At 59.7% G+C, this 25,754-nt stretch carries 16 protein-coding genes; 6 read left to right on the top strand and 10 right to left on the bottom strand.

The features are described from left to right. Entirely contained in the window at positions 1-2,508 is a 2,508-nt protein-coding gene (locus H6650_19340) for an ATP-dependent Clp protease ATP-binding subunit (GenBank protein MCB8954163.1), read from the top strand. 279 nt (positions 2,509-2,787) lie between these two features. On the opposite strand, the gene H6650_19345 is transcribed toward H6650_19340, so the two are convergent. The 3 genes from H6650_19345 to H6650_19355 all read right to left on the bottom strand — a co-directional run bounded on the left by H6650_19345 (position 2,788) and on the right by H6650_19355 (position 7,115). Further along, on the bottom strand, positions 2,788-3,186 hold the full coding sequence (locus H6650_19345) for a LysM peptidoglycan-binding domain-containing protein (protein MCB8954164.1): 399 nt from the start codon (positions 3,184-3,186) through the stop codon (positions 2,788-2,790). Between the two features lie 30 nt (positions 3,187-3,216). Next, a complete protein-coding gene (locus H6650_19350; protein ID MCB8954165.1) occupies positions 3,217-4,695 on the bottom strand; it encodes an O-antigen ligase family protein in 1,479 nt (492 codons plus the stop codon). A gap of 128 nt (positions 4,696-4,823) precedes the next feature. Continuing rightward, complete coding sequence (locus H6650_19355; protein ID MCB8954166.1) at positions 4,824-7,115, bottom strand: glycosyltransferase family 39 protein; 2,292 nt, start codon at positions 7,113-7,115, stop codon at positions 4,824-4,826. Between the two features lie 272 nt (positions 7,116-7,387). On the opposite strand from H6650_19355, the gene H6650_19360 reads away from it, so the two are divergent. After that, positions 7,388-8,410 (top strand): NAD-dependent epimerase/dehydratase family protein, encoded by a 1,023-nt coding sequence (locus H6650_19360; GenBank protein ID MCB8954167.1) that lies wholly within the window; start codon positions 7,388-7,390, stop codon positions 8,408-8,410. Positions 8,411-8,630: 220 nt separating this feature from the next. Here the strand turns inward: H6650_19360 and H6650_19365 are convergent, their stop codons facing one another. Continuing rightward, a complete protein-coding gene (locus tag H6650_19365; GenBank protein ID MCB8954168.1) occupies positions 8,631-10,895 on the bottom strand; it encodes a hypothetical protein in 2,265 nt (754 codons plus the stop codon). Between the two features lie 257 nt (positions 10,896-11,152). Between H6650_19365 and H6650_19370 the strand changes: the two genes are divergently transcribed. After that, complete coding sequence (locus tag H6650_19370; GenBank protein ID MCB8954169.1) at positions 11,153-12,052, top strand: cation transporter; 900 nt, start codon at positions 11,153-11,155, stop codon at positions 12,050-12,052. A gap of 2 nt (positions 12,053-12,054) precedes the next feature. On the opposite strand, the gene H6650_19375 is transcribed toward H6650_19370, so the two are convergent. Next, positions 12,055-14,970, bottom strand: a complete 2,916-nt coding sequence (locus H6650_19375) for a hypothetical protein (protein ID MCB8954170.1) — start codon at positions 14,968-14,970, stop codon at positions 12,055-12,057. A gap of 265 nt (positions 14,971-15,235) precedes the next feature. Here H6650_19375 and H6650_19380 point away from each other — a divergent pair, with 265 nt between their 5' ends. The 3 genes from H6650_19380 to smpB are packed head-to-tail and all read left to right on the top strand — an operon-like array spanning position 15,236 to position 18,535. Further along, positions 15,236-16,420 carry a PDZ domain-containing protein gene (locus H6650_19380; GenBank protein MCB8954171.1) on the top strand — a complete coding sequence of 395 codons (1,185 nt, stop codon included), beginning with the start codon at positions 15,236-15,238 and terminating at the stop codon, positions 16,418-16,420. 2 nt (positions 16,421-16,422) lie between these two features. Beyond that, complete coding sequence (locus tag H6650_19385; GenBank protein ID MCB8954172.1) at positions 16,423-18,006, top strand: PDZ domain-containing protein; 1,584 nt, start codon at positions 16,423-16,425, stop codon at positions 18,004-18,006. A gap of 49 nt (positions 18,007-18,055) precedes the next feature. Beyond that, complete coding sequence (gene smpB, locus H6650_19390; GenBank protein ID MCB8954173.1) at positions 18,056-18,535, top strand: SsrA-binding protein SmpB; 480 nt, start codon at positions 18,056-18,058, stop codon at positions 18,533-18,535. Positions 18,536-18,563: 28 nt separating this feature from the next. Here smpB and H6650_19395 read toward each other — a convergent pair whose 3' ends face one another. The 5 genes from H6650_19395 to H6650_19415 all read right to left on the bottom strand — a co-directional run bounded on the left by H6650_19395 (position 18,564) and on the right by H6650_19415 (position 25,697). Next, entirely contained in the window at positions 18,564-19,433 is an 870-nt protein-coding gene (locus tag H6650_19395; protein ID MCB8954174.1) for a purine-nucleoside phosphorylase, read from the bottom strand. Next, a complete protein-coding gene (locus tag H6650_19400) occupies positions 19,426-20,793 on the bottom strand; it encodes a site-specific DNA-methyltransferase (GenBank protein MCB8954175.1) in 1,368 nt (455 codons plus the stop codon). The genes H6650_19395 and H6650_19400 overlap by 8 nt, the downstream gene beginning before the upstream one ends. A gap of 9 nt (positions 20,794-20,802) precedes the next feature. Next, the gene (locus H6650_19405; GenBank protein ID MCB8954176.1) at positions 20,803-21,693 is read right to left on the bottom strand and encodes a bstEII; all 891 of its coding nucleotides are present in this window, start codon (positions 21,691-21,693) and stop codon (positions 20,803-20,805) included. Positions 21,694-21,701: 8 nt separating this feature from the next. Continuing rightward, a complete protein-coding gene (gene polA, locus H6650_19410) occupies positions 21,702-24,491 on the bottom strand; it encodes a DNA polymerase I (GenBank protein ID MCB8954177.1) in 2,790 nt (929 codons plus the stop codon). Positions 24,492-24,563: 72 nt separating this feature from the next. Then, on the bottom strand, positions 24,564-25,697 hold the full coding sequence (locus H6650_19415; GenBank protein ID MCB8954178.1) for a hypothetical protein: 1,134 nt from the start codon (positions 25,695-25,697) through the stop codon (positions 24,564-24,566). Positions 25,698-25,754 lie beyond the last annotated feature (57 nt).

Below are 25,754 nucleotides of genomic sequence, written 5' to 3' on the forward strand. Positions count from 1 at the left end.
GTGAATTCAAAGAACTGGCAACGGTTTACGCAGCGGGCACGTCGCGTTCTCGGCCTGGCGCAGGAAGAAGCTGTGCGCCTGAATCATAGCTACATTGGGAGTGAACACATTCTCATTGGCCTTCTGCGCGAAGAGGGTGGTGTGGCTGGGCGTGTTTTGCGTGAATTGGGATTGGAAACGGGGCGTGTGCAGTCCATGGTGGAACGCCTGACCGGCACGGGCAAACGTTCGCCCTTTAATACGCCGGAACTGGCCCCGACAACGAAGCGGGTGTTGGAGCTTGCTGTCGAAGAAGCCCGTCGTATGGGACAACATTACATTAGCACGGAGCACCTGCTATTGGGCATCGCCCGCCAGAATGATGGGTTGGCGATGGATGTGTTGCGCAAGTTTGGCGTGAACGCGGAGCAGGTGCGGCGTGAGACGCATCGGATGCTGAAGGAAAGTCCCGTTCCGACTTCCGAGCGTGGTAGTGGGAGTACGCGCGGCACCAAGAAGGAAAAAAGCAAAACGCCCATGGTGGACCAACTGGCGACGGATTTGACGGCGCTGGCTGAAGAAGGAAAACTGGACCCCGTGATTGGTCGCCAGGTGGAGATCGAACGCTTGATCCAGATTTTGGCGCGACGGACGAAGAATAATCCGGCTTTGATTGGCGAGCCGGGCGTGGGCAAGACAGCCATTGTGGAAGGTCTGGCGCAGCGTATCATTGATGGGCAGGTCCCCGAGATTTTGTATGATAAGCGCGTGCTGCAACTGGATGTTGGTAGTCTGGTGGCGGGAACGATGTATCGGGGGCAGTTTGAAGAAAGATTGAAGCGGGTGATTGAGGAGCTAAAGTCCAGCGATGCAATCCTGTTTATTGATGAGGTGCATATGCTGGTGGGGGCGGGTTCTGCCGGCAGTTCCGTAGACGCCGCCAATATCCTCAAACCTTCCCTTGCTCGTGGCGAACTGCAATGTGTCGGCGCAACCACTCTGGAAGAATACCGCAAATACATTGAGAGCGATCAGGCTCTTGAGCGTCGCTTCCAGCCGGTCTACGTAGACGAACCTTCCCCGGAAGAAGCGGTGCAAATTCTGCATGGAATCAAACCCATGTATGAACGACATCACAACCTGCTTATTACAAACGAAGCTATTGATGCGGCCGTACAGCTTTCCACCCGGTACGTCACGGAGCGGTTCTTGCCGGACAAGGCCATTGACCTGATAGACGAAAGCGCTTCTCGCGTGCGCATGTATCGCGCCCCACAACGTACCCAGGTGCGCGACACGTTCCGCGACTTGCGGGAAATTCAGGAGCGGTATTCGGCGGCACTGGAAGAGGGGCGGGATGAAGATGCCGCCGACCTGCGCCAGCAAAAAGACGACCTGCAAATGCAGTTGGACAGCGTGCGTGCAGGACACAGCGGTGGTGCGACCGCATTGGCCGTGACGGCGGAAGACGTGGCCGAAGTTCTGGCCATGTGGACGGGTATCCCCGTCGTGCAGTTCACGGAAGAAGAATCGGCTCGTCTTCTGCACATGGAAGAAGACATGAAGCGGCACATTGTCGGGCAGGAGGAGGCGATTGTCTCTCTGGCGAAAGCGATCCGCCGTGCTCGCGTGGGTCTACAAAACCCCCGCCGCCCTATTGGCTCCTTCATTTTCCTCGGCCCCACCGGCGTGGGGAAGACGGAGTTGACCAAAGTGTTGGCGCGTTTCCTGTTTGGCAGCGAAGACGCGCTGGTGCAGTTGGATATGTCCGAATTCATGGAGCGGCATACGGTCTCTCGCCTTGTTGGTTCCCCTCCGGGTTACGTTGGGTATGAGGATGCCGGCCAATTGACGGAAGCTATTCGCCGTCGTCCCTACTCCATCGTCGTTTTCGATGAGATTGAGAAGGCTCACCCGGAAGTGTTCAATATCCTGCTGCAAATCATGGAAGAAGGACACCTTTCCGACGCCAAGGGACAGAAAGTAAATTTCCGCAACGCCATCATCATCATGACGTCCAACATCGGTGCAGAGACGATCAAACGAGGCGGTCGCCTGGGATTCAGCTATCAACGAGACGAGGCCGCGGAGGCAGCGGATGCCTATGAAAAGATGCGCGAGAAGTTGATGGAGCAGTTGAAGCGGGAATTCCGCCCGGAGTTCATCAACCGCGTCGATAACATTATCGTTTTCCGCCAGTTGTCGCAGCAGGACATCGTGCAGATCGTGGACATCGTCGTGCAGGAAGTGAATGACCGGCTCGCCGAACACGAATTAACGGTGGAGACGACGGAAGCGGCCAGATTGTGGCTGGGCGAGAAGGGGTACGATCCTGAATTTGGGGCGCGCCCGCTGCGCCGTCTGGTACAGCGGGAAGTGGAAGACCGCCTTTCCGATGCGGTACTGTCCGGCGTCTTCAAAGAAGGGGACACCATCCTGGTGGACGTCCAGAACGGGCAGGTTGTTCTGGTCGCCAAGAGCAGCGCCGAACCGATGACGATCGAAGAGGCCCTGCCCACACTGTCGTGATTGGACCCTCTAGCAAGTGAAATGAAGAAGCCCCTGGTATCACACCAGGGGCTTTTTGATTTTGTGGGACTTGCGCAGGCTGGAGCCGTTTCCAGGGCTGCTCCAATCTGGAAAGGGTGTGACGCCTGTTTGGTATTGGCGGATTCGGTGTGGTTTTGTCATTCCGAGCGCGTAAGGAAGCCCCCCACCTCTGGGATACTTCACTCGTTTCGTATGAACCGCGCAAAGCCCTGGACGATGCGAATGATCACTTTGTGTCGATGGGCTGGAGAGAATTGTTCACGGGATGACAAGTTGCTGCCCGACTTCGATGTGGTCAATGTCGCTGATGCTATTGGCGCGGGCAAGATCGTCGATGGAGATGTCGTAGAGTTCGGCAATGCTTCCCAGCGTGTCGCCAGACTGTACAATGTAGATCGTTTGTCCGGCTGTGAGGCGGGCGTCGTTGTTGGGAGACTGACCCACGGCGGGAGTGAGGCTGTCCGCGGTGGGTTGGGGCGTCCAGGTGGGTGGGAGGAGGTCGGCGGGGTTGTCCGTCGGACGGGGAGAGGCACTTGGGGTTTCGTTTCCCGGTTCGGCGATGGGAACCTGTGTGGGAACGGTGTCGGCGCTGCTTCCGCAAGCGACCAGGAATGAGGCCAGAATGAGCAGGAGGAAACAATATATCAGGCGGCGCATGAGGACCTCCGAAGAGTAGGTTTATGAGGGCTATGCCGGCATTGGGGCGCTGTGGAGAGAAGGGCTGTGGTGCCCGAGGCGCGTGGAGGCGACAGCCAGGCCGATGAGTAGCCAGAAAATGGTGACGGCGTGATGGAAGTCGATGTTGAAGAGGTAGTGGTCGAAAATGCCGGCAGCCAATCCTCCCAACAGCGCCGCATGTAATCCCAACCAGACCGCATCGTGGGGGCGGTCCGCGCCAAACGCGCGGCGGTTGACATAAGCGTAACCATAAATAGTTCCAATCAAGACGAAAAACGTTCCCAGGCCCAGCAACCCCATCTCCTGCCCGATGGTCAGGTAAATCATGGCGACCCCCAGATACAGGTCGATGTCCGGGGAGCCGGCAAAACCCACGCCAAACAGCGGATACCGCCCGATCAGGGTGAGCGCGTCGCGGTATTCGCCAAAACGCATTTGCGTGGCCAGGTCTTGCCCCTGGATGCCTTCCACAAATCGGGCCACGTATTCTTGCGTGACGGGGAGCAGCAGGAAGAGCAGGCCGATGACGAGCATGACGGGAATGAGGCGGCGATAGCGGGCGACGGCGACAAAGCCGAGGCCCACGGCGAGGCCGAACATGGCCCCGCGGGAAAATGTGAGAACGAGGCAGATGAGGAGGAGGGCGAAAATGCCGGCAATTTGCCAGCGAGGCAGCAGTGGGCGTTTGGCGACGAGTTGGGTTCCGGTCAGCGCGCCAATCATCAACAGCAGGCCGCCGAGCGCGTTGGGATCGATAGCCGTGCCGATGGCGCGTTCCGAAAGCTCCGGGTTGTCCTCAATGTAGCGAATGACCCAACCGCCGGGGTAGCCGATGCGCTGTAGGGCGTTGAGGATGTCGTTGGCGGTTCCGTCGGGCAGCAGCCAGAGAACGATGCCCATGGCCGCGCCACCCGCGCCCGCCCACAACAACACTTTGACGAGGCGTTCCAGCCGGTTCCAGTCGCGGCAGAAGTCAATGACGACGAGGGTGAAGCCCATGCTGAGGAGGAGTTCGGCGAAGCGGCGCAGCAACTGCGTGGTGAGGGGGCCATTGGCCAGGCCGAAGATGAAGGCGAAGATGGCGACGATGATGAAGATGACGAGGGGGAGGGTGATGGGGGAGGTGATGATGGTTTGTTGTTGGCCGGTGACGAGGCGGAGGAGCCAGATGCCGGCAACCGCGCCCAAAGCGACGTCGAGCAGAGTGGGGGTGACGCCGATGTCGATGGGGATGGTGCCGAAGGGGAGCAGGCAGATGACGGCGATGACGCCCCAGAAGCCGATTTCCATGTTGCGGAGGACGATGAGGCCGCCAATGCCGGCAGCGAGCAAAGCAATCGCCGCCAACGGTCCCCCGACAGCCAGGATGATGCCACCGAGGACGGCGAGGATGCCGGCCATAATCCCCACCCCCCACGGAGAACGAGCCAGGTCGGACCCGTCAAGTCCGGTCGATTTTTGTTTTGTGGATGGTTTGCTGATTGTCATGCGATTCTTGCCTCGTTGGAATGCCTATTTTCTCCGGGGATGGGAGAAGGTCAATCCCTCTTAGGTATGAGGTGGGAGGTATGAGGTGGGAGGTATGAGGTATGAGGTATGAGGTATGGGGTGGGAGGTTAGGGGAGGATGCGTATCTGGGTGAGTTCGAGGAAGTCGTCGGTGAGGCGGCCTGTGGGGGTGACGGTTTGCAGCCGGTGGAAATTGCCGTCGGGGTCTTGCCAATAGATGCCGGCAATTATCGGGAACACCTGCGCCGGCGTATCTGGGTCCAGCGTTAGCGGAAACGTCACCATCTGCAATTCGTCCGCCGACCAGTGGGACGTGTCCGGCGTGGGCGCGATGTCCGCTGCTGCCCAGCGCCGATTTTCCGCGCCCAACACTTGCACGAAAAATGTATAGTCACGGGAAGGAGGGGCGTCTGCCTGCCAGTAGAGGTGCATCATCAGTGACTCCCCGGCGCGGGCGCGGCGCGGCGTCACTTCGTAGCCGCGCAGGGTAAACTCATTGCCGAAGTTGACGTTTAGGGCATTGGGGATGCTGCCCGGACGTGGCTGCAACATCAATGTGGCCAGCGCGGCGGTGTCCGTGCCATCCGCCAGCAGCAGGCGTTCGCCCGTGTCGTAATCGTACAGCCCTACTGTCAGTGACAGGTCCGCCGGGGCAATTGCCGTCGGCGGAACCTGGAGGATGTAGCGGTCCAGCAGCCGCTGGCCGGGAGGCAGCAGCGACGTCGCCACCAATCCCTGCCCCGGATACATATCGCGCTGGGCGATGGGGACGCCCAACACGGGATCATTGAGGTGGACAAAGACGCTCCAGGCGCGCGTCATGGGCTGCTCACCCTGCCACAGCAGGCGCACTTCTACCTGATCGCCGGGGAAGAGGGTTGTTTTGTCCACGTCATAACCGAGCAGGCGCATCTGTCCGCCAAAGTGGAGGTCGAGCGGATGGGGCAGTGAGGCATCCTCATTCGCATAGACATGTGTGTAGGCGGGGCGAATCCAGAGGAAAGGCGCGGCGGCGGCGACGAGGAAGAAGAAGCCGACGATGACGGTGAGCAGGGTGCGCGCCGGCCGTGGTGGCAACCAGCCCGCCAGCCCCAGGGCCAGCAGCACGTTGAGGGCGGAAATGGCTGTGAATACGAGCCGCCCCTGGGAGGACCAGGTGACGGTGGCCCACTGGATGACGCCATAAATCACGGCGGCGCTGAGTAGGAGGCAGATGAGCAGGGGGAATTCGTCGATGGATAGGCGGAGAATGCCGGCAACAACGTTGCGTGACTGGTGGCGTGGTCTGTTCCAGAAGGCGCGCAGGCGTTGGGCGACGAAGGGGATAAAGCCGATGAGGCCGACGATGAGGATGCCGTTCAAGACGCGGTAAATCCAGGTGGGCATGGGGACGTTGACGCCGCCAAACAGGCCCCAGTAGGAGAGGAGGAAGCCCCAGCGTTCGTCCCAGAGTTGGGCGAGGCTGGCGGGGTGGGCGCGCTGGCCGAGGACGGCGAGGAAGGCGTTCCAGCCGAGCCAGTCGCCGTAGAGTTGTAGGTTGCGTATGTACCACCAGCCGGCGATGAGAAATGCCGGCATCAACACCCACAAAAACCGCCGCAATGATCGCCCCAACACGCGGGTAAATGCCGGCAGCGTGGCCGGTTCTGCCGCCGCCTGCCACTCCACCAAAAACAGCGTGCCCCCCGCCAGCGGCAGCAGCGCCAGCGTGCCTTCCTTCGTCAACGCCGCCGCGCCCACGACGATGCCCAACAATAGCCAATCCCGCCCCGTGACGGGCTGATTTTGCCGCGCCCGTCGCACTGTTCGCACCATGAGCCAGACGCCCAAAGCAGTCAGCGGCAAAGCGAGGTTATCATTGTTGACCGCGCCGCTGATGAACAGGAACATGGGCGTGAAAGCATTCAGAGCCGCCGCGCCCAGGGCGATTTCCGGGCGATGTGGCGCCGCCGCCCGTGCCAGGTAGTAAGTCAGGACGACGGTCGCCAGCCCCAACAGCACCGAGGCCAGGCGCACCAGGGTCACGGCCAGCAGTGCCCCCTGCCAGCGGCTGGCGGCAGGGTCGTGCACGGCCAGGTTGATGTTGCCGTCGGCGGTGATCACGCCATTGTCCACGTGCGGGTTGAGCCAGCGCACCTGGGGCATGTCGCCGGTGTCAATCCAGAAGGTGAGGGCCGCGCCGAGGTAGTAGTAGAGCGGGGGCTGGCTGGCCTCTTGTTTCCAGGGGCCGACATTTTGCGGGTCCTGCACGGGCAGGGGGTTGCCATCGGCCAGGTGGCGCACCATGGGGTAGTGCCACAATTCATCGGAGGCTTCAAACGGGGGCGTCGTGAGGGCGTAAACGATGCCCAGGAGCGTGAAGGCGAGCAGGATGAGGATGAGCAGGTGTTTTTCGCGCATGGTGTCAGGTATACCACGAAATGGCGCATTGTACCTGGCGATTGCACCGCGCCAGGACAACGATTGGCACGCATCCGGGGACAGGATGGATATTGCCGGATGCGTGGAAAAGGTTCTTGTTTGCGGAAAAGTCCGGCGACAATACGCTATTATCCCTGATTTGTTCGTAGGCAGCATCCGCCATTTGTGGCTATACTTGAGACCTGACAGGTCTTCGAAAACCTGTCAGGTCTTGCAAACTTCCCAATTTTCTGACTGAACGAGGTATCCTAATGCGTAAAAAAGTCATTTTGATTACGGGGGCGTCGGGCGAGATAGGCGTTGCCCTGGTGCGGGCGCTGGCACAGCGCACGGATAGGTTGATTGTGACACTGGATCTGAAGGCAATGCCGCCGGAAATTGCCCCCCTCGTCACACACATTGAAGGCAGTATCCTCAACGAAGATTTGCTGGCTCGTCTGGTGAGTGAATACGAATTCGATACCATCTATCATCTGGCCGCGCTCCTTTCCACGCGCGGCGAATATACGCCCGAAGTCGCGCACCGCGTCAATGTGGATGGGACATTGGGGCTGCTGAAACTGGCGGCGGACCAATCGCAGTGGCGTGGCCGCCCCGTGCAGTTCATTTTCCCCAGCTCCATTGCCGTGTACGGCCTGCCCGATCTGGCGCGCAAGGAGGCATTCCGCCGCGTGCGTGAGTGGGATTGGAACTATCCCAGTACGATGTATGGCTGCAACAAGCTGTACTGCGAGATGCTGGGCAACTATTTCAGCCGCCACTACCGCCAACTGGCCGCGGACCGGCCGGTGATGCTCGACTTTCGCTCCGTGCGCTTCCCCGGCCTGATCAGCGCCTTTACCGTGCCCAGCGGGGGCACGAGCGATTACGGGCCGGAGATGCTGCACGCTGCCGCCAAAGGGGAGCCATACGCTTGCTTCGTGCGTGAGGATACGGAGATTCCCTTCATGGCGATGCCGGACGCGGTGACGGCGCTGCTGGACCTGGCGGCGGCTCCGCGCGAGAAGTTAAGCCGCCTGGTGTACAACGTCACCAGTTTTAGCCTGACGGCGGCGGCGTTCCGGGAGCGGGTGCAGGAGGCTTTTCCGGGGGCGGAGATTACGTTTGCGCCGGATTGGCAGCGGCAGGGGATTGTGGATAGCTGGCCCGCCGAGTTGGAGGACAAGACGGCGCGGCGAGATTGGGGATGGCAACCGGCATACGACGTGGATCGTGCTTTCGACGAGTACCTGATCCCCAACATCCGCAATCGCTATCTGGTGGCGGCGGATTAAACGAGGCAGGCGCGAGGCACTTGAGGGTTGCGTCCATTGAATAAACATCTGGCGTTTGGCGAATTCCACATAGGGTGATCGGAGTCGAGGCTTTAGCCGGGTCAACCCCCATATGTGGACTGGCGGAAGCCTCCACGCCAAAAACGCCAGACTCCAGTAAACATGACAGGTCTTTGAAGACCTGTCATGTTTAAGCGTCCGGGTTATTCAATCCCCAATCCTATTGCGCTTCGACGTTCAGGACGAAGCTGCCGGTGTCACCGTCGAAGCCGCGCACGACGATGAAGATGAGTTCATCGTCCGTGAAGGCGCGATCGACGGTTTCGGTTTCGCCTTCCAGGTTCTCGTCCACGGAGGCGTAGGGGTCCCCTTCCAGGGGTTCCAGTTCCAGCACCGCATCCAGGTCGGCGGTGGGGATGACGGTGACCGTGACCATGTCGCCGGCATAGCCGCGATAGGTGTAGCCGGCAAAGGAGTCGTCGCCCAGCGTGCCGTAGATGGTGTCTCCGACGGCCAGCTCAAAGAAGATGTCGGGGCCGCCAAACAGGGTGATGTCGTAGGAGCCGGTGGCCCCATCGAACCCGGAGACGGAGATGTAGTAGTTGCCGCCGTCCGGCGGGGGCATGAAGAGGAGTCGCTCATAGCCGTAGGTGTTGTCAATGGTTTGCAGTACCTTGTCGGTGTCGTCGTCAACGACTTCCACCACGATGTCCAGGCCGGGTTCCGGGCGGACCATGGCGGCCACGGGCGTGTCGCTGATGGCGGTGAAGGGGTAGGAGTGGCTTTCATTGGACTCTGCCAGGGTGTCGCCGGTGACGATGACGCTGCCGGTGACGCCGACGCCGCCAATGCCACCGCGGAAGATGTCCAGGTCATAGCTACCGGCCATGCCGTCGTATCCGGTGACGCGCACGGTGTATTCGCCATCTTCGGGCGGGATGAAGAGGACTTCTTCTTGCTCGTAGGAGTAATCTTGCTCCATGAGTTGGCTGCCATCGGGGGCGAGAACCTCAACGATGGCATCGAAGTCGTCGATGGAGGCGACGATGATGGTGTAGGGGTGGTATTGCAGGGCGGTGAGGGTGTAGTCGATGCTTTCGTTTTCGGCTACGGCGGTAGCGATTTCGGAGAGGAGCAGACCATTTGCGGGGATGAGGGGGAGTTCGCTCACGCCGGCATTGACGGAGATGGTGAATGTGCCGGCACTGCCGTCAAAACTGGTGACTTGCACGTAGTAATCGTCGTCTTCATCTGGCGTGAAGGCCACGTATTCGTCGCCATACGATTCGTCCGTGGATTGCAGTTCCTTGCCAATGGCATCGTAGAGGGTGACGACGACATCCAGATCGCCATCAGGGACAACAGCGATATCCACGGTTTCCGTGGCCAGTCCGGCGAAGACGTAGGTGGCGGTTCCGTTGGTGCTGAGAGAGCCTTCCAGGATGTCGCCGAAGGCGATGGGTTCGGCGTCGCTAAGGACGCCCTGGCTGGTGGAGATGGTGAGGGTGTATTTGCCGGCACTGCTGCCAAAACCGGTTACGGAGATCGTGTACGTGCCGGCATCTAGCGCCAACCCTTGAATCTCCTCCTGGTCAAAACTTTCGTCCACGGGACCATCCGGCAGCACCGACTGCCCATCCGCGTCCAGCACATCCACCACGGCGTCCAGGTCCGCGCCGGGAACCACAAGAATGCTCACCGTGCTGGCGGTTTCCGCGGTAAAGCTCCAGGTGGAGGCGGTATTTGCCGGCACAGTCCCCTCCACACTTTGCCCCAGATTGACGTTGCCTTCCTCCTGTGGCCCGCCCGTGCCGAGAACAATGATACTACTGACAATTTCGTTGAGGACCGGCTCCAACGCCTCTTCGCCTTCACGCGGCGTCAGGGCGACGGCAACGCCCGCCGCCTGGCCTTTGACGATTACGGTAATGGTCGCCTTGACGGGAACCTCCTCCAGCGTGCCCAGGTAGGTTGCCTGCACGGCCACCTGGCCGTTAATCAGCAGCGGCGTTGGCTCAGAAACGACTTCCGCATCCGCGAAGAGGCCGGCATCTGGGGAAACGAACTGGTCGAGAACATCTTCGGGAGATTGGTCCCCCATTGTCGGGTCGGAGATGAGGATGACGCCCGCGCCGGCGGTGAAATCCTGCGAATCGAGGATGGCAGCGTCACTGACAACGCTGATGAACGCGCCCGCTTCGTCTACCGTCCAGGATTCGGGATACTGGAAGGCCAGCCCCAGCGCGTCGCTCTGATAATCGACGAAATCGGCGCGGGGATCTGGGGGGAGGGTGGGCGTGGGGGCGGGCGTTTCCGTTGGCGGGATCGGGGTATCTGTCGGCGACGCTTCCGTAGGGACCGGTGTGTCCGTGGCGGGAATGGCGGTTGGTTGGGGTGTTTGGGTGGGTTCCGCCGAGGTAAGGCTGCAGGCGAGTGCCGGCAAGACCAATAGCAAAAACAGGAACGTGACGAGGGCGCGTTTCATGTTACATCTTCTCCTCATTACATGGTAAAACTACAGGTGGCGCGCGGCTGATGGCCGCCAAACGATTGGGATGAGGGCAACTACTGACAATCTACAGCAATTTGTCTGGAGGCCAGAAGATACCACAAACCTCCCGCAGCGCCCTGGCAACGACACTGCTGGCAGTATATAACATCCCCTGAGTGCCGTCCAGATCGTTCCAACACACGGGCAACGCATTCGTTCACTGCGGTGTCCCTGAAACGGAAGCATTCATTATGTTAATTCACCGACACTTAACGAAATTTGCCTGGCTATCCATCGCCGCGGCCGTCTTTACCATTGGCCTGAAGGCTGCCGCCTACATCTTCACGGGTTCCGTGGGGCTGCTTTCGGATGCGCTGGAATCGGGCGTGAACCTGGTCGCCGCCGTGCTGGCTCTGGTGGTGCTGAACATTGCTGCGCAGCCGCCGGACGAGGAACACACCTTCGGCCATACGAAGGCGGAGTACTTCTCCAGCGGCGTGGAAGGCTCTCTGATCCTGGTGGCGGCCATCATGATAGCCAGCACCGCCGTCGAGCGGCTGGTGCATCCGCGCGCGCTGGAGCAGACGACGATTGGCCTGCTGCTTTCGCTGGTGGCCTCGCTGGTCAATTTTGCCGTGGCCCGCGTGCTGCTGCGTGCCGGCAACCGGTACCGTTCCATCACGCTGATCGCCAACTCCCGCCACCTGATGACGGACGTGTGGACGTCGATAGGCGTGCTGGCGGGCGTGTTGGCGGTGACGTTGACAGGCTGGACCTGGCTGGACCCCGTGATTGCCCTGGCAGTGGCGATACAGATTGCCTTTTCCGCCGTGAACTTGCTGAGACAGTCGGTAGCCGGCCTGATGGATACGGCGCTGCCTGATCAAGAAGTGGCAATGATTGAGCATACGTTGGCGCAGTTTGTGCGGCAGTATGGCGTACAGTACCATGCGCTGCGGACGCGGCAGTCTGGCGTGCAGCGGTTCGTGTCGTTTCATGTGCAGGTTCCGGGCAGTTGGAGCGTGCAGCAGGGGCATGCGCTGTTGGAGGAAATTGAGGAGGTGATGCGGCAACAATTGTCGCCTGTGTCGGTTTTAACGCACCTGGAGCCAATTGAGGACCCGCGCTCGTGGCAGGATATTGATTTGTAGGATCAGGCGTGGCGGCTGCGCCACCAGCCGAGGCTGAGGCCGAGGAGGCCACCGCCGAGGGTGGTGAGGATGGCGGCCCAGGCGCCGAGGGGGAGGAGGGCGTCGCTGCCCGGCAGGCGGAGCAGGTAGTAGATGTAGGTGAGGAGGCCGCCGCTGATGCCCCAGAGGGTGAAGCGCAGGTGATTGGCGGGGGGGAGGTGCTGATTGTTGCCCAGTAAAATGCCGGCAGCGGCCAGTAATCCCACCCCTGTCATCATCCCCAGCAACATGGACATATCCACCAGCGGGATGAGCAGACCCGGCTCCGGCGTGGGCGCGGCGGGCGTGGGTGTCAGCGCCGGCGTGGGGCTGGTCGTGACCGTCACCGTGGGCCTGGGCGTGGGCAGCGGCGTGCTCGTGGGAATGGGGGTAGGTGCGGGCGTGGGCGTGATCACCACCACGCGCACGTTGTCCCCAATGGCAATATCCACTTCCAGCGACGTTTTGGCGTTGCCCGCCGCCGCCGTGATGCGGAACTGTCCCGTGCGCGCTTCCAGTACATAATCCAGGTTGGCGACGCCATTGACGGTGGGGCGCTGCGCGATGACGCTGACAAAGCCATTGACGCGATCGAGTTGGGTAAACGCTACTAGCGTGCCGTCGGGCACGGGATGCCCATTCTGGTCCACGATGACGCCCGTTTGCAGCCGCAGTGTTTCCCCGACCACCATCTCTTGGGGTTCATCGTTGGCCGGGGACTGGAGCGCGCCATCGGAGAGGAGGAAAAGCTGGATAACCTGGTCGTCGCTGGGCTGCGTCACGGTGAACAGGTCGTATCCCACGCCTTCGATGGTCACGGGGGAGTGGCCGCTTGCGGGGATTTCCTGGAATAGCACGCGCACCGCCGCATCCAGGAAGGGGCTTGTTTTGCTGTAGACGCTATAGTAGGCGGTCAGCTTACTGATTTCGGTGGTGTCCAGGTAGTAGGGGGCCTGGAAGGCGAAGACGACTGTGTTGGCGTTGCGGGTGATGTCGGGACGCTGCGCCAGAAAGTCGTTTAGGGCGCCGGAATCGGGCACGGCGGGGTTGGCATCCAGCAGGGCGATGATGATCCAGTCGGCGCGGCGCAGGGCTTCCTGCACAACGTAAGCCGGGGAGGGGGCGGCGGGCGCCGGCGGATTCTGGCTTTCGACGGTGGCCGTGATGACGGGGGTGGGCGTCGGGGGGGGGATGGGGCCGGGGCCGGCTTTGAGGAAAGCGTTGAGGTCGGCGAAGGAGAAGCTGCTGATCTGGTCGGCGCGCACCTGCCCACTGGCCTGGGGGCCGTAGAGGGCTAACATGCGCTCTTGTAGGGCGTCCTGGCCGATGATGGGGCGCGCGGGGCACTGGCTGCATTGGGTGGCCTGGCGCACGTCGGTGAAGATGACGATGTTGTCGCTGCCGGTGGGCGGGTTGGGGAGGCGGGCGGAGAGTTCTTCCTGGCCGGGGGAGATGAGGGTGATGGCTTGTTGGGCGAGGTCGAACATTTCCGGCTGGCGTTGGTTGAGTAATGCCGGCACATTTTCCACCACAGGCAGCACATTCTCCGCCGAAAAATCCCCGCCATACAGGGCCAGCTTCGTCGCCAGCACCCGTGTCGCCGCCTGATCCACGCGCTGCTGGAAAGACGGGTCCATCTGGTACCGCTCCTGGAACCAGCCAATCGTATCCTTAACATTCGCCAATTGTTGCGCATAGTCACCGTCCAGTAGGGAAAACTGGGCTACAAACAAGAGGTCATTACCCGCCAGCAGCGCATCTTTGGCAATGCGGCGGTGGGGGAAATCCTGCCCCGTGTCATCGTAGAAACGGCGCACGGCTCCTACGCCCAGCCGATCCGACACCAGCAGCCCTTCTGTGGCCCGCCAGGTGGCAAACTGTGGCAGTTGCAGCAGCGTGTTCAGCGCCTGCAAATCAAAACTGATGGGAGCCGTCGTGGCGCGGATGTTGCCCTGGAATCCCTGATAGCGGATGTGCGTGGTGAGCAGGCCATCGGCGCGGCTGGCGGGGGGTGTTTCCGCCTGGGTGACGGCGAAGAAGGGGGCCAGTTCGATTTGTTTGAGCTGTTCCAATGACTTGCGTACCGTGGAGACTTCTTCGTCGATGGGGCGGTCACTGCTGCCGTTGCCGGGGAAATGGGTGGCAATGACGGCTACGCGGTCCTGGCTGCCACTGTGGACGCCGGCGATGTACGCCTGGCCCATTTGCCCCACCCAGTAGGGGTCGCCGCCAAAAACGGATGTGCCCAGGTCGCTCTGGCCGGCGGGCGCGGGTTTTTCCAGCACGTCCAGGGATGGTCCGAGGAGCATGTTGACGCCTATGACGGTGAGTTCGGAGCCGACGATTTCGCCGACGGCACGGGCGAAGTCGGGCTGCCAGGTGGCTCCGATGGCCATTTCGCTGGGGATGGGGGTGAGGCCGCCGCGAATTTCGGTGTCCGGCGGCCCGCCTCCTTCGTCGCTGGCGGCGATGAAGAGGGGAATGCTGACGCCGGTGGGCGGGGGTGTGGCGGTGGGGGGGATGATGTCGCTGATGGGGGTGGTAGATGCCGGCATTATCCTCCCCCAAAGCGCCAATTGTTGCAGATCAGACGTCAGCCGCGTAATTTGCACCGGCAGCGATTCTTCATCCGAGAAATTGTCATTCTCGGCCATCAATGCCACGCCCCCCACCTTATAATTGCGAATCAAATCCGCAATATCGCTCTCCTCCGTCACCGTGCTGCCGGGGAACGTCACCAGGAACAACTGCCCCACCCGCTCCGCCACGCTCATGCTGCTTAGCAAAACGGCAGCTTCCGACATCGTGCCGGTTTCGTCCGCGGCCGCGCGATCATAGCCGCCCCGCGAAAATAGCAGTAAAAGCAAGAGGACAAGCCCACAGAGGCGAAATCGTTTCATGATCAAACAACTATCAACCGTCAACTACCAAAAGCAAACTACCAACCGTCAATTACCAACTTCTTTCCCCTGCCAGTATACTGAGTACGCCAGGGGGGAGCAACGGGAGTTGTGAATGTCGCGTGGCGCGTTGCCTGGGCAGGTGTGTGTGTTACAATCGCCGCTCGCAACAGGCTTGCCTGGCGCGCGGCGATTGTCGCCGATTTAATGCGACTGTCCTTGAGCCAGTATTCCGTGTTTCTCAATTGGATGCAAGAATAATCCCATGTCTGACTCCAAACGCAACCTGCTCACTGTATTCCTGACGATTCTGCTTACCCTGACCGCTTTTGCCGCCGGTTTTTTTGTCAGCGACACGCTGCGGACTGCCGGCCAACCGAACGCGGCGGAAGGGGAGTCGATGTCTTTGTTCTGGGAGGCGTGGGATCACATTGAGGCGAATTTTCTGGGCGATTTGCCCACGGCGCAAGCGCGTACCTATGCGGCGATTCGCGGTGCGATGGGGCTGCTGGATGATCGGTATACGGTGTTTATTGAGCCGCGGGTGCGCGATCAGGAGAAGGAGAGTCTTAGCGGGACGTTTGGCGGCATTGGGGCGACGTTGCAGCGGAATGAGGCGGGGGATTTGTTGCTGTTGCCTCTGCCTGATAATCCGGCGGCAAATGCCGGCATTCTCGCCAACGACATCCTCCTCGCTGTAGACAACCAACCTGTCACCCCCGAAGAAACCGTTTCCGACGTCGCCGCCCGCATCCGGGGCGAAAAAGGCACCATCGTCGTCCTCACCATCCGCCGCGGCGGCCAGGAAACCCTGGACATCTCCATCGAACGGGGCGACATCCTCATCCCCTCCGTCGCCTACCGCCTCCTCACCGACACGACCATCGGCTACATTCAACTCACCCGCTTCAGTGGCGAGAGCAGCAAGGAAGTAGCCCAGGCCATCGCCGCGCTGCGCGAACAAGGCGCGGAGAGCCTCGTTTTCGACCTGCGCCACAACGGTGGCGGCCTCCTCGACGCCGCCGTCAGCATCTCCGACCTCTTCCTCTCCGACGGCCTCATTTTGCGCCAGGTCAGCCGCAACGACAAAGAGCAGACCTTCAGCGCCCATCGGGACACCGCCGCCGATGCGATACCCCTGGTCCTCCTCGTGGACGGCGGAACCGCCAGCGCCTCCGAAATCGTTGCCGGCGCGCTTCAGGATAACCGGCGCGCCACACTCATCGGCGCGCCCACCTTTGGCAAAGGTTCCGTTCAATTAATCTATGATTTGAGTGATGGCTCCTCCATTCACGTCACCTCCGCCCGCTGGTATACTCCTGGTGGCAAACAACTGGACGGTCAGGGATTGCAGCCCGATATTGTGGTGACAATCACCCAGGAAGCCATAGACCGGGGGCAGGATGAGTTCCTGGACCGCGCCGTCCAATTTCTACAAACTGGAGAGTAGGCATGGAAAATTCGCGCAAAGTCATTATCGCATTGGGGGCGCTGGCCGCCGTGCTGGCCTGTATCTGCATCGTGGGCGGGGGGCTGCTCTTCTTTGGCGCCCGCGTCATCACGTCCCGGGTAGAAACCCAATTGATGCCCACGCCCGTCGTGGTCACGCAGGAAGCTGTACAGGTAATTCCTGACGACACACCATCAACCGACGCGCCGCCGAGCGATGTGCCCCTGCCAGCGCCCGCGACGGAAGCGCCCGCGGAGCCGCCCTTGAGCGTGGAGCCGACGACGCCTCCGGTCGCGGCTGCCGCCGACGATTTGTCCCAGGTGGACATGAGCGTGTTCAGTGAAAGTTGGAGGTTGATCCAGAGCGAATTCGATGGGCCACTGCCGGCAGCGACCGATCTGCTGGCGGCCACCGTCAACTGCTCCGTGCAATACACATTGGGCGACGACGCATATGCCACTTTGCAGCCGGAGATAGAGACGATTCTGGCCAACAGCGCGCCGAACACAACGGATGATCAATTGGACAACCTGGACCTGACCGCGTTCGATGATGCCTGGGGGTTGGTGCAGGAGGAATACGAGGGCGCGTTACCCACGGAGGAGGACCTACGGGCGACGACAATTGCTTGCTCGATTGCCGAGACGCTGGACGATCAGTTTACGGGCTATACGCCACCGGCGGTGGCCGAGCGGATGCGCGAGGATTTGAGCGGCACGTTTGAGGGGATTGGCGCCTTTGTGCGCATGAATGATGATGGCATCCTGGAGATTGCGCGCCCCATGGATGGACAGCCGGCGGATCAGGCGGGTTTGCTGGCCGGGGATATGATTGTGGGGGTTGATGGGGAGAACGTCATTGGGCAGTCGCAAGATGAGGTGATTTCGAAGGTGCGTGGTCCGCGGGGGACGGTCGTCGTGCTGACGATTCGGCGGGAGGGGGTGGACGCCCCGTTTGATGTGTCCATTACGCGGGCGCGGATAGAGATTCCCATTGTGGAATCGGAGATGCTGGATGGCAACATTGCCTACGTGCATCTGACTTCGTTTAGCCGCAATGCGGAGGCGCAGGTGGCGGACGCACTGACGCAACTGCTGGCGCAAGCGCCGGAAGGGGTGATTTTTGACTTGCGCGACAATCCGGGCGGCTATCTGGACCAGGCGGTGGCGGTGGCGGATTTGTTCCTGGCGGATGGGATTGTGGTGCAGGAGCGGAATAAGTCGGGGTTGGATGATGTGTTTTCGGCGGGACCGGGGGAGTTGGCGGAGGATGTGCCGTTGGTGGTGTTGATAAATGCCGGCAGCGCCAGTGCCTCCGAGATTGTGGCCGGTGCGATTCAGGAGAACGGCCGCGCCGTGATCATTGGTGAAACCAGCTTTGGCAAAGGTTCCGTGCAACTTCCTCACGTCCTCTCCGATGGCAGCGAGCTGCGCGTGACCATCGCTCGCTGGTACACGCCCGACAACAACTCCATTGACAAGCAGGGCATTGTTCCGGACATTGAAGCGGCCACACCCGAGGATTTGAACGGTCCCGACGACGCCCAGTTGCAGCGCGCGGTCGAACACATCCTGACCGGGCAGTAGATAAGTCGGCGCGTCGTGCTGACCACGCCGCGCCGGTGGTGGGTTAATGATGAGCAAGAAGCAAACGAGCGAAGACGGCATTAAGATAGTGGCCCAAAACCGACGCGCCCGCCACGATTATGAATTGCTGGAGCGGTTCGAGGCGGGGTTGGTGCTGACGGGCACGGAGATTAAGTCCGTCCGCGACCATAAGGTTAGTCTGCAAAACAGCTTTGTGCAGGTGCGTAATGGGGAACTCTGGCTGATTGACGCCAATATCGCCCCGTATGTGCATGGCAACCGCGAAAATCACGAGCCGACGCGCCCGCGCAAGTTGCTGCTGCATCGCCGCGAAATTGGCAAGGTGATGGACGCGGTCACTACGAAGGGGATCACGCTGATTCCGCTGCGGGTTTATCTGAAGAAAGGGTGGGCCAAGCTGGACTTTGCTATTGCGCGGGGCAAGAAGTTGTATGATAAGCGGCAGGACCTGGCGAAACGGGATGCGCGTCGCCAGGTGGAGCGGGCGTTGCGGGAGAAGTATCGTTGATGTCGGGCGTGACGCCGTGTTTGCCGGGTCAGGGAGGGCTGCTTGCCGCGGAGGGGGCGGGGCGCAGGTAGGCGGGGGTGTAGGCGCGGATGATGCCGCGCAGGAGGCGGGCGAGGCGGGGGACGGTCTGGTTGGCGACGGCGAGGACTTCTTCGTGGGTGAGGATTTCGGCGGGGTCGTCTTTGACGATGTCGGTGATGGTGGAGATGGCGATGGTGGAAATGCCGGCATGTACCGCCGCCACAATCTCTGGAACCGTGGACATACCAACCGCATCACTGCCCAACTGCCGTAACATCCGCAGGGTCGCCCGCGTCTCGTAGATTGGACCCGTCGTGGCCGTGTACACCCCTTGTCGCAGCGGGATATTTTCCGCCTGCGCCACGCTCAACGCCAGCTCCAGCAACTCCGGACGATACGCCTGCGTCATATCCGGGAAACGCGGTCCCATTTCATCCAGATTGGCGCCCAGCAGCGGATTATCCCGCATCCAGTTAAGATGATCCGTGATCAGCATCAGATCGCCGGGGAGAAAACTGGGATTGAGGCCGCCGCAGGCATTGGTGATGAGCAGCAGTTCAATCCCCAATTGCCGCAGCACCCACACCGGAAAGGCCACCTGCTTCATGCTGTAGCCTTCATAATAATGCACGCGACCTTGCATAATCGCTACGTTCTTCCCCCCCAGCATCCCCAACACCAACTGCCCCGCATGACCGGATACCGACGACGTGGGAAAGTGCGGAATATCGGCAAAAGGAACCATTACCGCCTCACTTACATCATCCGCGAACCCACCCAGGCCGGAGCCAAGAATCAGGCCGATCTGTGGTTTCCGCCCGTCACGGGCCTGGATAGCGTGCGCGGCTGCTTTGCTTTTCTCGATCCAATCATGCATGGTTGTCTTCCTGAGGCTGAAATGAGGCTTTAATGATCTTCATCCATTGGGCGGAACTTTCTCTGAGTTTTCTCTCTAATCCTGCCTCGCAATAGAGGGTGAAGTCGCGTATCGGTTGATGGTCTGGACGAATGCCGGGCATCTCCTCGGACTCAAGGGCGTCTGGAAACAAAGACATTTGCCGGGATTTTCCGTTTTTATTCTTCTTTACAAAGTCGCCCATTACGTCTGTACCAATCGCAAATCTTCTTAATGTGGTTGATATAGCCTGCAAACTATTGTCTACGCCTATCCAATGACGTTCTAGCCTCTCGGAAACAGTCATCGTTGTCCCAGAACCACAAAAGCAGTCTAGGACAATGTCTCCCGGGTTGGACGATGCTTCAATGATTCGTTCCAGAATAAGGGGGTTTTTCTCCGTGGGGTATCCTGTAACCCGGATATTCTGATTATGTGCGTCTTTGACATCTAGCCATAAATCCTGGACGGGCTTGCCTGGACTCTTGTCAAGAAAAATCTTGCGCCGGGGATTGCCTGTCGGTGACCAATAGATCTCTCCGCGACGGTCCATTGCTTCCAGTGTGTCCGGCGTGTACTGCCAATGTTTGCCCGGAGGAGGCAACATTCCGCGCCACGGTTTTCCTGTTTCACCGTTCCGCGTTCCCGGAGCATGAATGGGTACTTTTTTGTATCGTCGTCCTGTCGTTTCCTCAACATAGGGATACTCTTGTTCAGAATCTTGTCGTGACCAGGCTTTGTAGGACCGATTCCAGGTGTAATTTGCCGATTTTGTGTAAAAGAGAATATGGTCGGAAACGTTGCCATAGGTCTTGCGTGTGTAATTCTTCGGATTACACTTTTTCCTTGTGATGCAATTGCGGAAATTGCGTTCGCTGAAGATCTCATCCATGATCAGTTTCATGGGGAACAGCATGTTTGCATCTAAGTGTACATAAATAGAACCTGTTTCAGACAAGAGTTTCCGCAGCAGAATCAGTCTTTGTCGCATGAATTCTATGTATTCGGCACCCTGTAACAGGTCTGTGTATGCATCATCCTGCCTGCGTGATTGAAATACGCCACCGGTGGCGAATGGTGGGTCTATGTATATGAGTTCTACGTTGCCGGCAATCACAGTGTCTTCCGCTAATGCCGGCAACACGTAGAGATTGTCTCCATAATATAAGCGATTAATATGATCGTTACCCTTCAAAAGGGAGATGTATTGTCCAGGAGGCGTGCCAAGAATGGTTTCCGCGGGAGTCTTACCCGCGTAATCCAGTTGGATTGGCGAGTCGCTAACGTCCTGTCTTGTTAAATCGCTTTTATTCCATTTTGACCTGGAAACACCTGTAGCCATAAACGTCTCCTATGAACGGAGCCAATCTAGCGTCAGCCTGTCTGGAATCATGCGCAAAGTTAAGACCATGATTTTCAACGGCCAACTTCTCTCCAATGTGGAGTAGTCATTCCACATGGAGCCTAATAGCAGTCCAGGGCCATCATTCAGAAATATCACCTTTGTGTCTAGCCTTTCCCGGCTTGCATAGGAAAGTATTTCATTTGCGCAATTCCTGTAACCACCTGTACGATCATCTTCTTGCGCCCCACCCCGATCAGAATCATATCTTGCCAACCCAATTGCCAGAACTGTTTCATTGTCTTCGTCTACAATCACAAAATCAACCGGTCGGTTAGGATTGGGATAGTTATCAAAAACATTTCCTAACCGAATGTCTTGCCCTGCTCTTTCTGGTCCGAGAATCCTCATATCTGGAAAACGGGAACGAAATAGCTCGAAGAATCTCTCTGTCAGGTCATATCCTTTTTGTCCGCGACTTCTGTATTCCCACATGATGGCGCACAACGCTTCATCTGGCATGGGGCGACTCATAAAAGCGGTTTGGACTTCAGGGATAGGCCGAAACTTGCTACCGAACTGGGATACTATGTTCTGGGCAAGGGTTTTTTTCTTGAGCATTTCAACCGGAGTTGATGGGCTGACATACTTTCGAAATACGCGACAAAGCTGTATTCTCATCCACGGCTGCTTGACATCACAAATGCTCAAGAACAACTCTGAGGACGATGCTGACGTGAGCAATAGCTTTTTGTATAGCTCGAGGACTGGGGCATAAAGCGCAACAGCATCTTCGAGAATGTCTGGATAATACTCCCCATTCGACAGCGTAATCCAGCCATGAGCATTCTGTTGATAGTCGGCAAAGTATTGCCAATTGGGTAGTTCGGGACGATTCATAGGTTTGCTCATTCTTTGAGTTCCAACCAATTATAACCGCTGCCGGCATCTACCTTCAAAGGTACATCCAGGGGGTAGGCATGGGACATAATATCTACGACCAGGTTGTGTACAGGGTCCAGTTCCGCTTCCGGCACTTCTAACACAAGTTCGTCATGCACCTGCAAGATCATGCGCCCCTGGTAGCTTTCGGTCAGCGCCTGGTGCAGGCGAATCATGGCGATCTTGATGATGTCGGCGGCGCTGCCTTGAATCGGATAGTTGATGGCTTCTCGTTCGGCGCGGGCAACCACCTGCCGATCCGCCCCGCCGGGCACCTTAAAGACGGGGAAGTAGCGCCGCCGCCCCAACAGCGTTTCCACGAACCCTTGCTCGTGCGCCATCCGCTTTGTTCGTTCCAAATAGCGGTTGATGCCGGGAAAACGCTGGAAATACACCTTGATGAAATCCTCCGCTTCCGCCAGCGTCAGTTCCGAATCGCGGGAGAGGCGGAACGCGCCCATGCCGTAGATGAGACCGAAGTTGACGGCTTTGGCAAAGCGGCGCTGCTCAAACTTGACCTCTTCAATGGGGATGCCGTAGACGGCGGCAGCCGTGGTGCGGTGGATATCCTGCCCTTGCCGGAATGCTTCGATCAGGGCCGGGTCTTTACACACGTGGGCCAGCACGCGCAGTTCTACCTGGGAATAGTCGGCGGCCAGCAGCACCCAACCGGGGCGGGCCACGAAACCGCGGCGAATTTGCCGCCCCACTTCGGTGCGAATGGGGATGTTTTGCAGGTTGGGGGAGTTGCTGGCCAGGCGGCCTGTGACGGAACCGGCCTGGTTGAAACTGGTGTGGATGCGTCCGGTGCGGCTGTTGACCATGTCGGGCAGGGCGTCCACGTAGGTGCTTTTTAGCTTGGATAGCTCGCGGTGTTCCAGAATGAGGCGCGTGACGCCTGTTTCGTCGCTCTCTTCCAGGCCTTGCAGCACGTCGGAGGCGGTGGAGTAGTGGCCGCTTTTGGTGCGGCGCAGTCGTTCGTGGGGCAGATTCAGGTCTTTGAAGAGGATGTCGCTGAGCTGCTGCGTGGAATTGATGTTGAATGGCGTGCCGGCAATTTCATAAATCGCCCCCTCTAATTCCTGCAGCCGCTGCGCCAACTCCTGTGACATTTCCCGAAAAACAGTCACATCCACGCCCACCCCCACCTGCTCCATGTCCGAAAGCACGGGAACCAGGGGCATTTCTACCTCCGCCAGCAGCCGATCCAGCCCCAACGCCGTCACCTCCGGTTCCAACACTTGCTTCAGGCGCAGTGTCACGTCCGCGTCGGCGGCGGCGTAGGGAGCCGCCTGCTCAATCGGAACCCGGTCGAATGTGATCTCGTTGCGTCCGCGGCCAATCAGGTCGCTGATTTCCGTCATCTGAATGCTCAGATATTGCCGCGCCTGTTCCTTGAGTCCTAGAAAGCGGCTGGCGGGGTTGATCAGCCACTCGGCCAGCATGGTGTCGAAGGTGATCGGGGTCACGGTGAGGCCGTAGCGGGCAAGGATGGTGTAGTCAAACTTGGCGTTGTGGGCGATTTTGGGGATGTTGGGGTCGGTCATGGCCGGGCGCAGGGCATCCAGGACGGTTTTCAGGGGGAGTTGATGGGGGGTGAGTTGGGCCATGCCGGCAAAAAGTCCCAACTGCCCCGATTCTACCTGCGCCTCCCCTTCCATGTGCCCCACGGGAATGTAATAACCCACCCCCGGCTTCACCGCCAACGAAATCCCCACCAGGTCCACGGCCATCTTATCCACGCCCGTCGTTTCCACGTCAAACGAGATAATGCGCGCCTTCTCCAACACGGCTGCCAACTTTTGCAACGCCGCCGCCGTGCGTACAAGATGCGTTTTTGTCTCCGTCGTCTCCGGCTCCGGGATGGCGGCCATCGTTTCCGCCGCCTGCATCAGCCGTTTCGTGAGCGAGCGGAACTCCAACGTCTGGAATAGCGCCAGCACCGGTTCCGGGTCAAACTCCTGCGCCACGCACGCCTCCAGGTCCAGCGTAATCGGCGCATCCGTGACAATGGTCGCCAGTTTATAGCTGAGATAGGCGCTGTCCTTTCCCTCCGCCAGTTTCCGGCCCAGCGCCCCCTTTATCTCGTCCACGTGGGCGTAAATGCCCTCCAGCGTGCCATACTGTTGCAGCAGTTTGCGCGCCGTTTTGTCGCCGACACCCTTGACGCCGGGGATGTTGTCGCTGCTGTCGCCCACAAGCGCCTTGTAATCCACAATGCGCGGCGGCGGCACGTCAAATTTCGCCACTACAGCGGCCACGTCATACCGCTGCGGATCACGCTCGTAGCGACCCGGCGGTAGTTCTACGATGGTGTTTTCGTCCACCAGTTGCAGCAAATCCCGATCCCCCGTGATGATTTCCACGCGCACGCCCTGCTCTTTGCCCTGGCGGGCGATGGTTCCCAGCACGTCGTCCGCCTCATATCCTTCCAACTCCAGGATGGGGATGTTAAAGGCGGCCACGATTTCCTTGATACGCGCAATCTGTACGTCCAATTCGTCGGGCATTTTCTCGCGCGTGCCCTTGTAGTCGGCGAATATCTCGTCGCGGAAGGTCGCGCCGATGTCGAAGCTGACGGCGAGGTAATGGGGCGGGGCGTCCGCCTGGATGAGGTCTAGCAAGGTGCGCACGAAGCCGTAGGTGGCGTTGGTGGGTTCGCCGGCCTGGGTGGTGAAGGATTCGAGAGGAAGGGCAAAGAAGACGCGGTAGGCCAGGGCGTGGCCGTCAATGAGGACCAGTTTTTTGGGTGTCATGGCTGTCCTGTGGGTATGCCAGGAGCGGGACGGCTCGCGGTGGGCGGGCATGGGCTGCTGGCGCAATGCCTTTCAGGCGTAGTTGTGTTCCAAGAAGAGGTTGAGTTCGGCGCCGGACAGCGGGGTGGTGGTTTCGCGGGCGAAGTAGCCCCGCGCCCACAGCGTGGCCTGCACGTTGAACTGGGTCCTGATCTCCAATTCGGAACCATTCTTGAAGTGCTGGGCCAGCCAGATGCTGTTGCAGCCGGGTGGGGGGGTGACGACGAGATGAACGAGCGTGTCGCTGATAGTCAGGTAGTGGAGTTGGGAATTGCCGGCATTTGCCAGACGTTCCAGCACGCGCCGCAAAGGAATATGTAGCACCCCTGGCAGTGGCTCGACCGGCTTCCAGGCGATGGCATAGGTGCGGCTGGTTGCCGCTTCTTCCGCTACATCCGGCTCAATGATTGATGGGCGCGGCGATCCGGTTCCCGGAGCCGCTGCTCGCAAACCTCGCGCCACGCGCTCCGCCTGCTCTTGCAAGACGCCTGTGCTGGCCGATGGTTTTGCCACCAGCGCCACCAAAATATCGCTGCGCACGCGCTGGGCATAAATCAGGTGGTCTCCGGTTAATGCCGGCAAATGCAAGAACTGCACTTGCACCGGAAAATCAGGATCACGCCAGGAGTGCCGCACAATCACAGCCACCGCCGCCCCCAGGCGTTCGCTGAGCGCGCCGCGAGACACCACCAGACCCGTATCCAGAGCAATGAGGGCGCTTTCTACGGTCTCATCCGTCACGGATTGCGTAAGCAAGTCGCGCATCTGCCTGATCGTCAGCGGCGGGGTCGCCAGCCGCGGCACGGCCACGGGCAGCACCCGCTGCCGCGACACGCGCGGCAGTTCCCGCGCCGCTTCCGTTTCCAGATTGTCCAGCCGCAGCACGCCTTGAATGTTGGCGTTTGCCGGCATTGTTGGCTCTCTCCCATCTGGCATTAGCAGCATCACCCGCAGATCCGCCTGAATCAATCGCAGGGCACGCACCAGATCGGCACTGGCATCCGTCGCGCTCAACAGCGCCAAATTGTGCGGCTGCTGCCCCAACAGCAAGCACGCCTGACGCCAGTTGGCGGCCCGCGTCACCACCGCGGTCTTTTCCAGAACCGCCGCGCTCTGCTCCCGTTGGCTTTCGTTTGTGTCCAGCAGCAGAATTCGCATGTTCATCATTCCCGCCGACGTGCCCGACGACCTTCCCGGAAGCTCCCATCTTCTCGGAAGCTGTGA

It is taken from the genome of Ardenticatenales bacterium (genome assembly GCA_020634515.1).
Lineage (GTDB): Bacteria > Chloroflexota > Anaerolineae > Promineifilales > Promineifilaceae > JAGVTM01.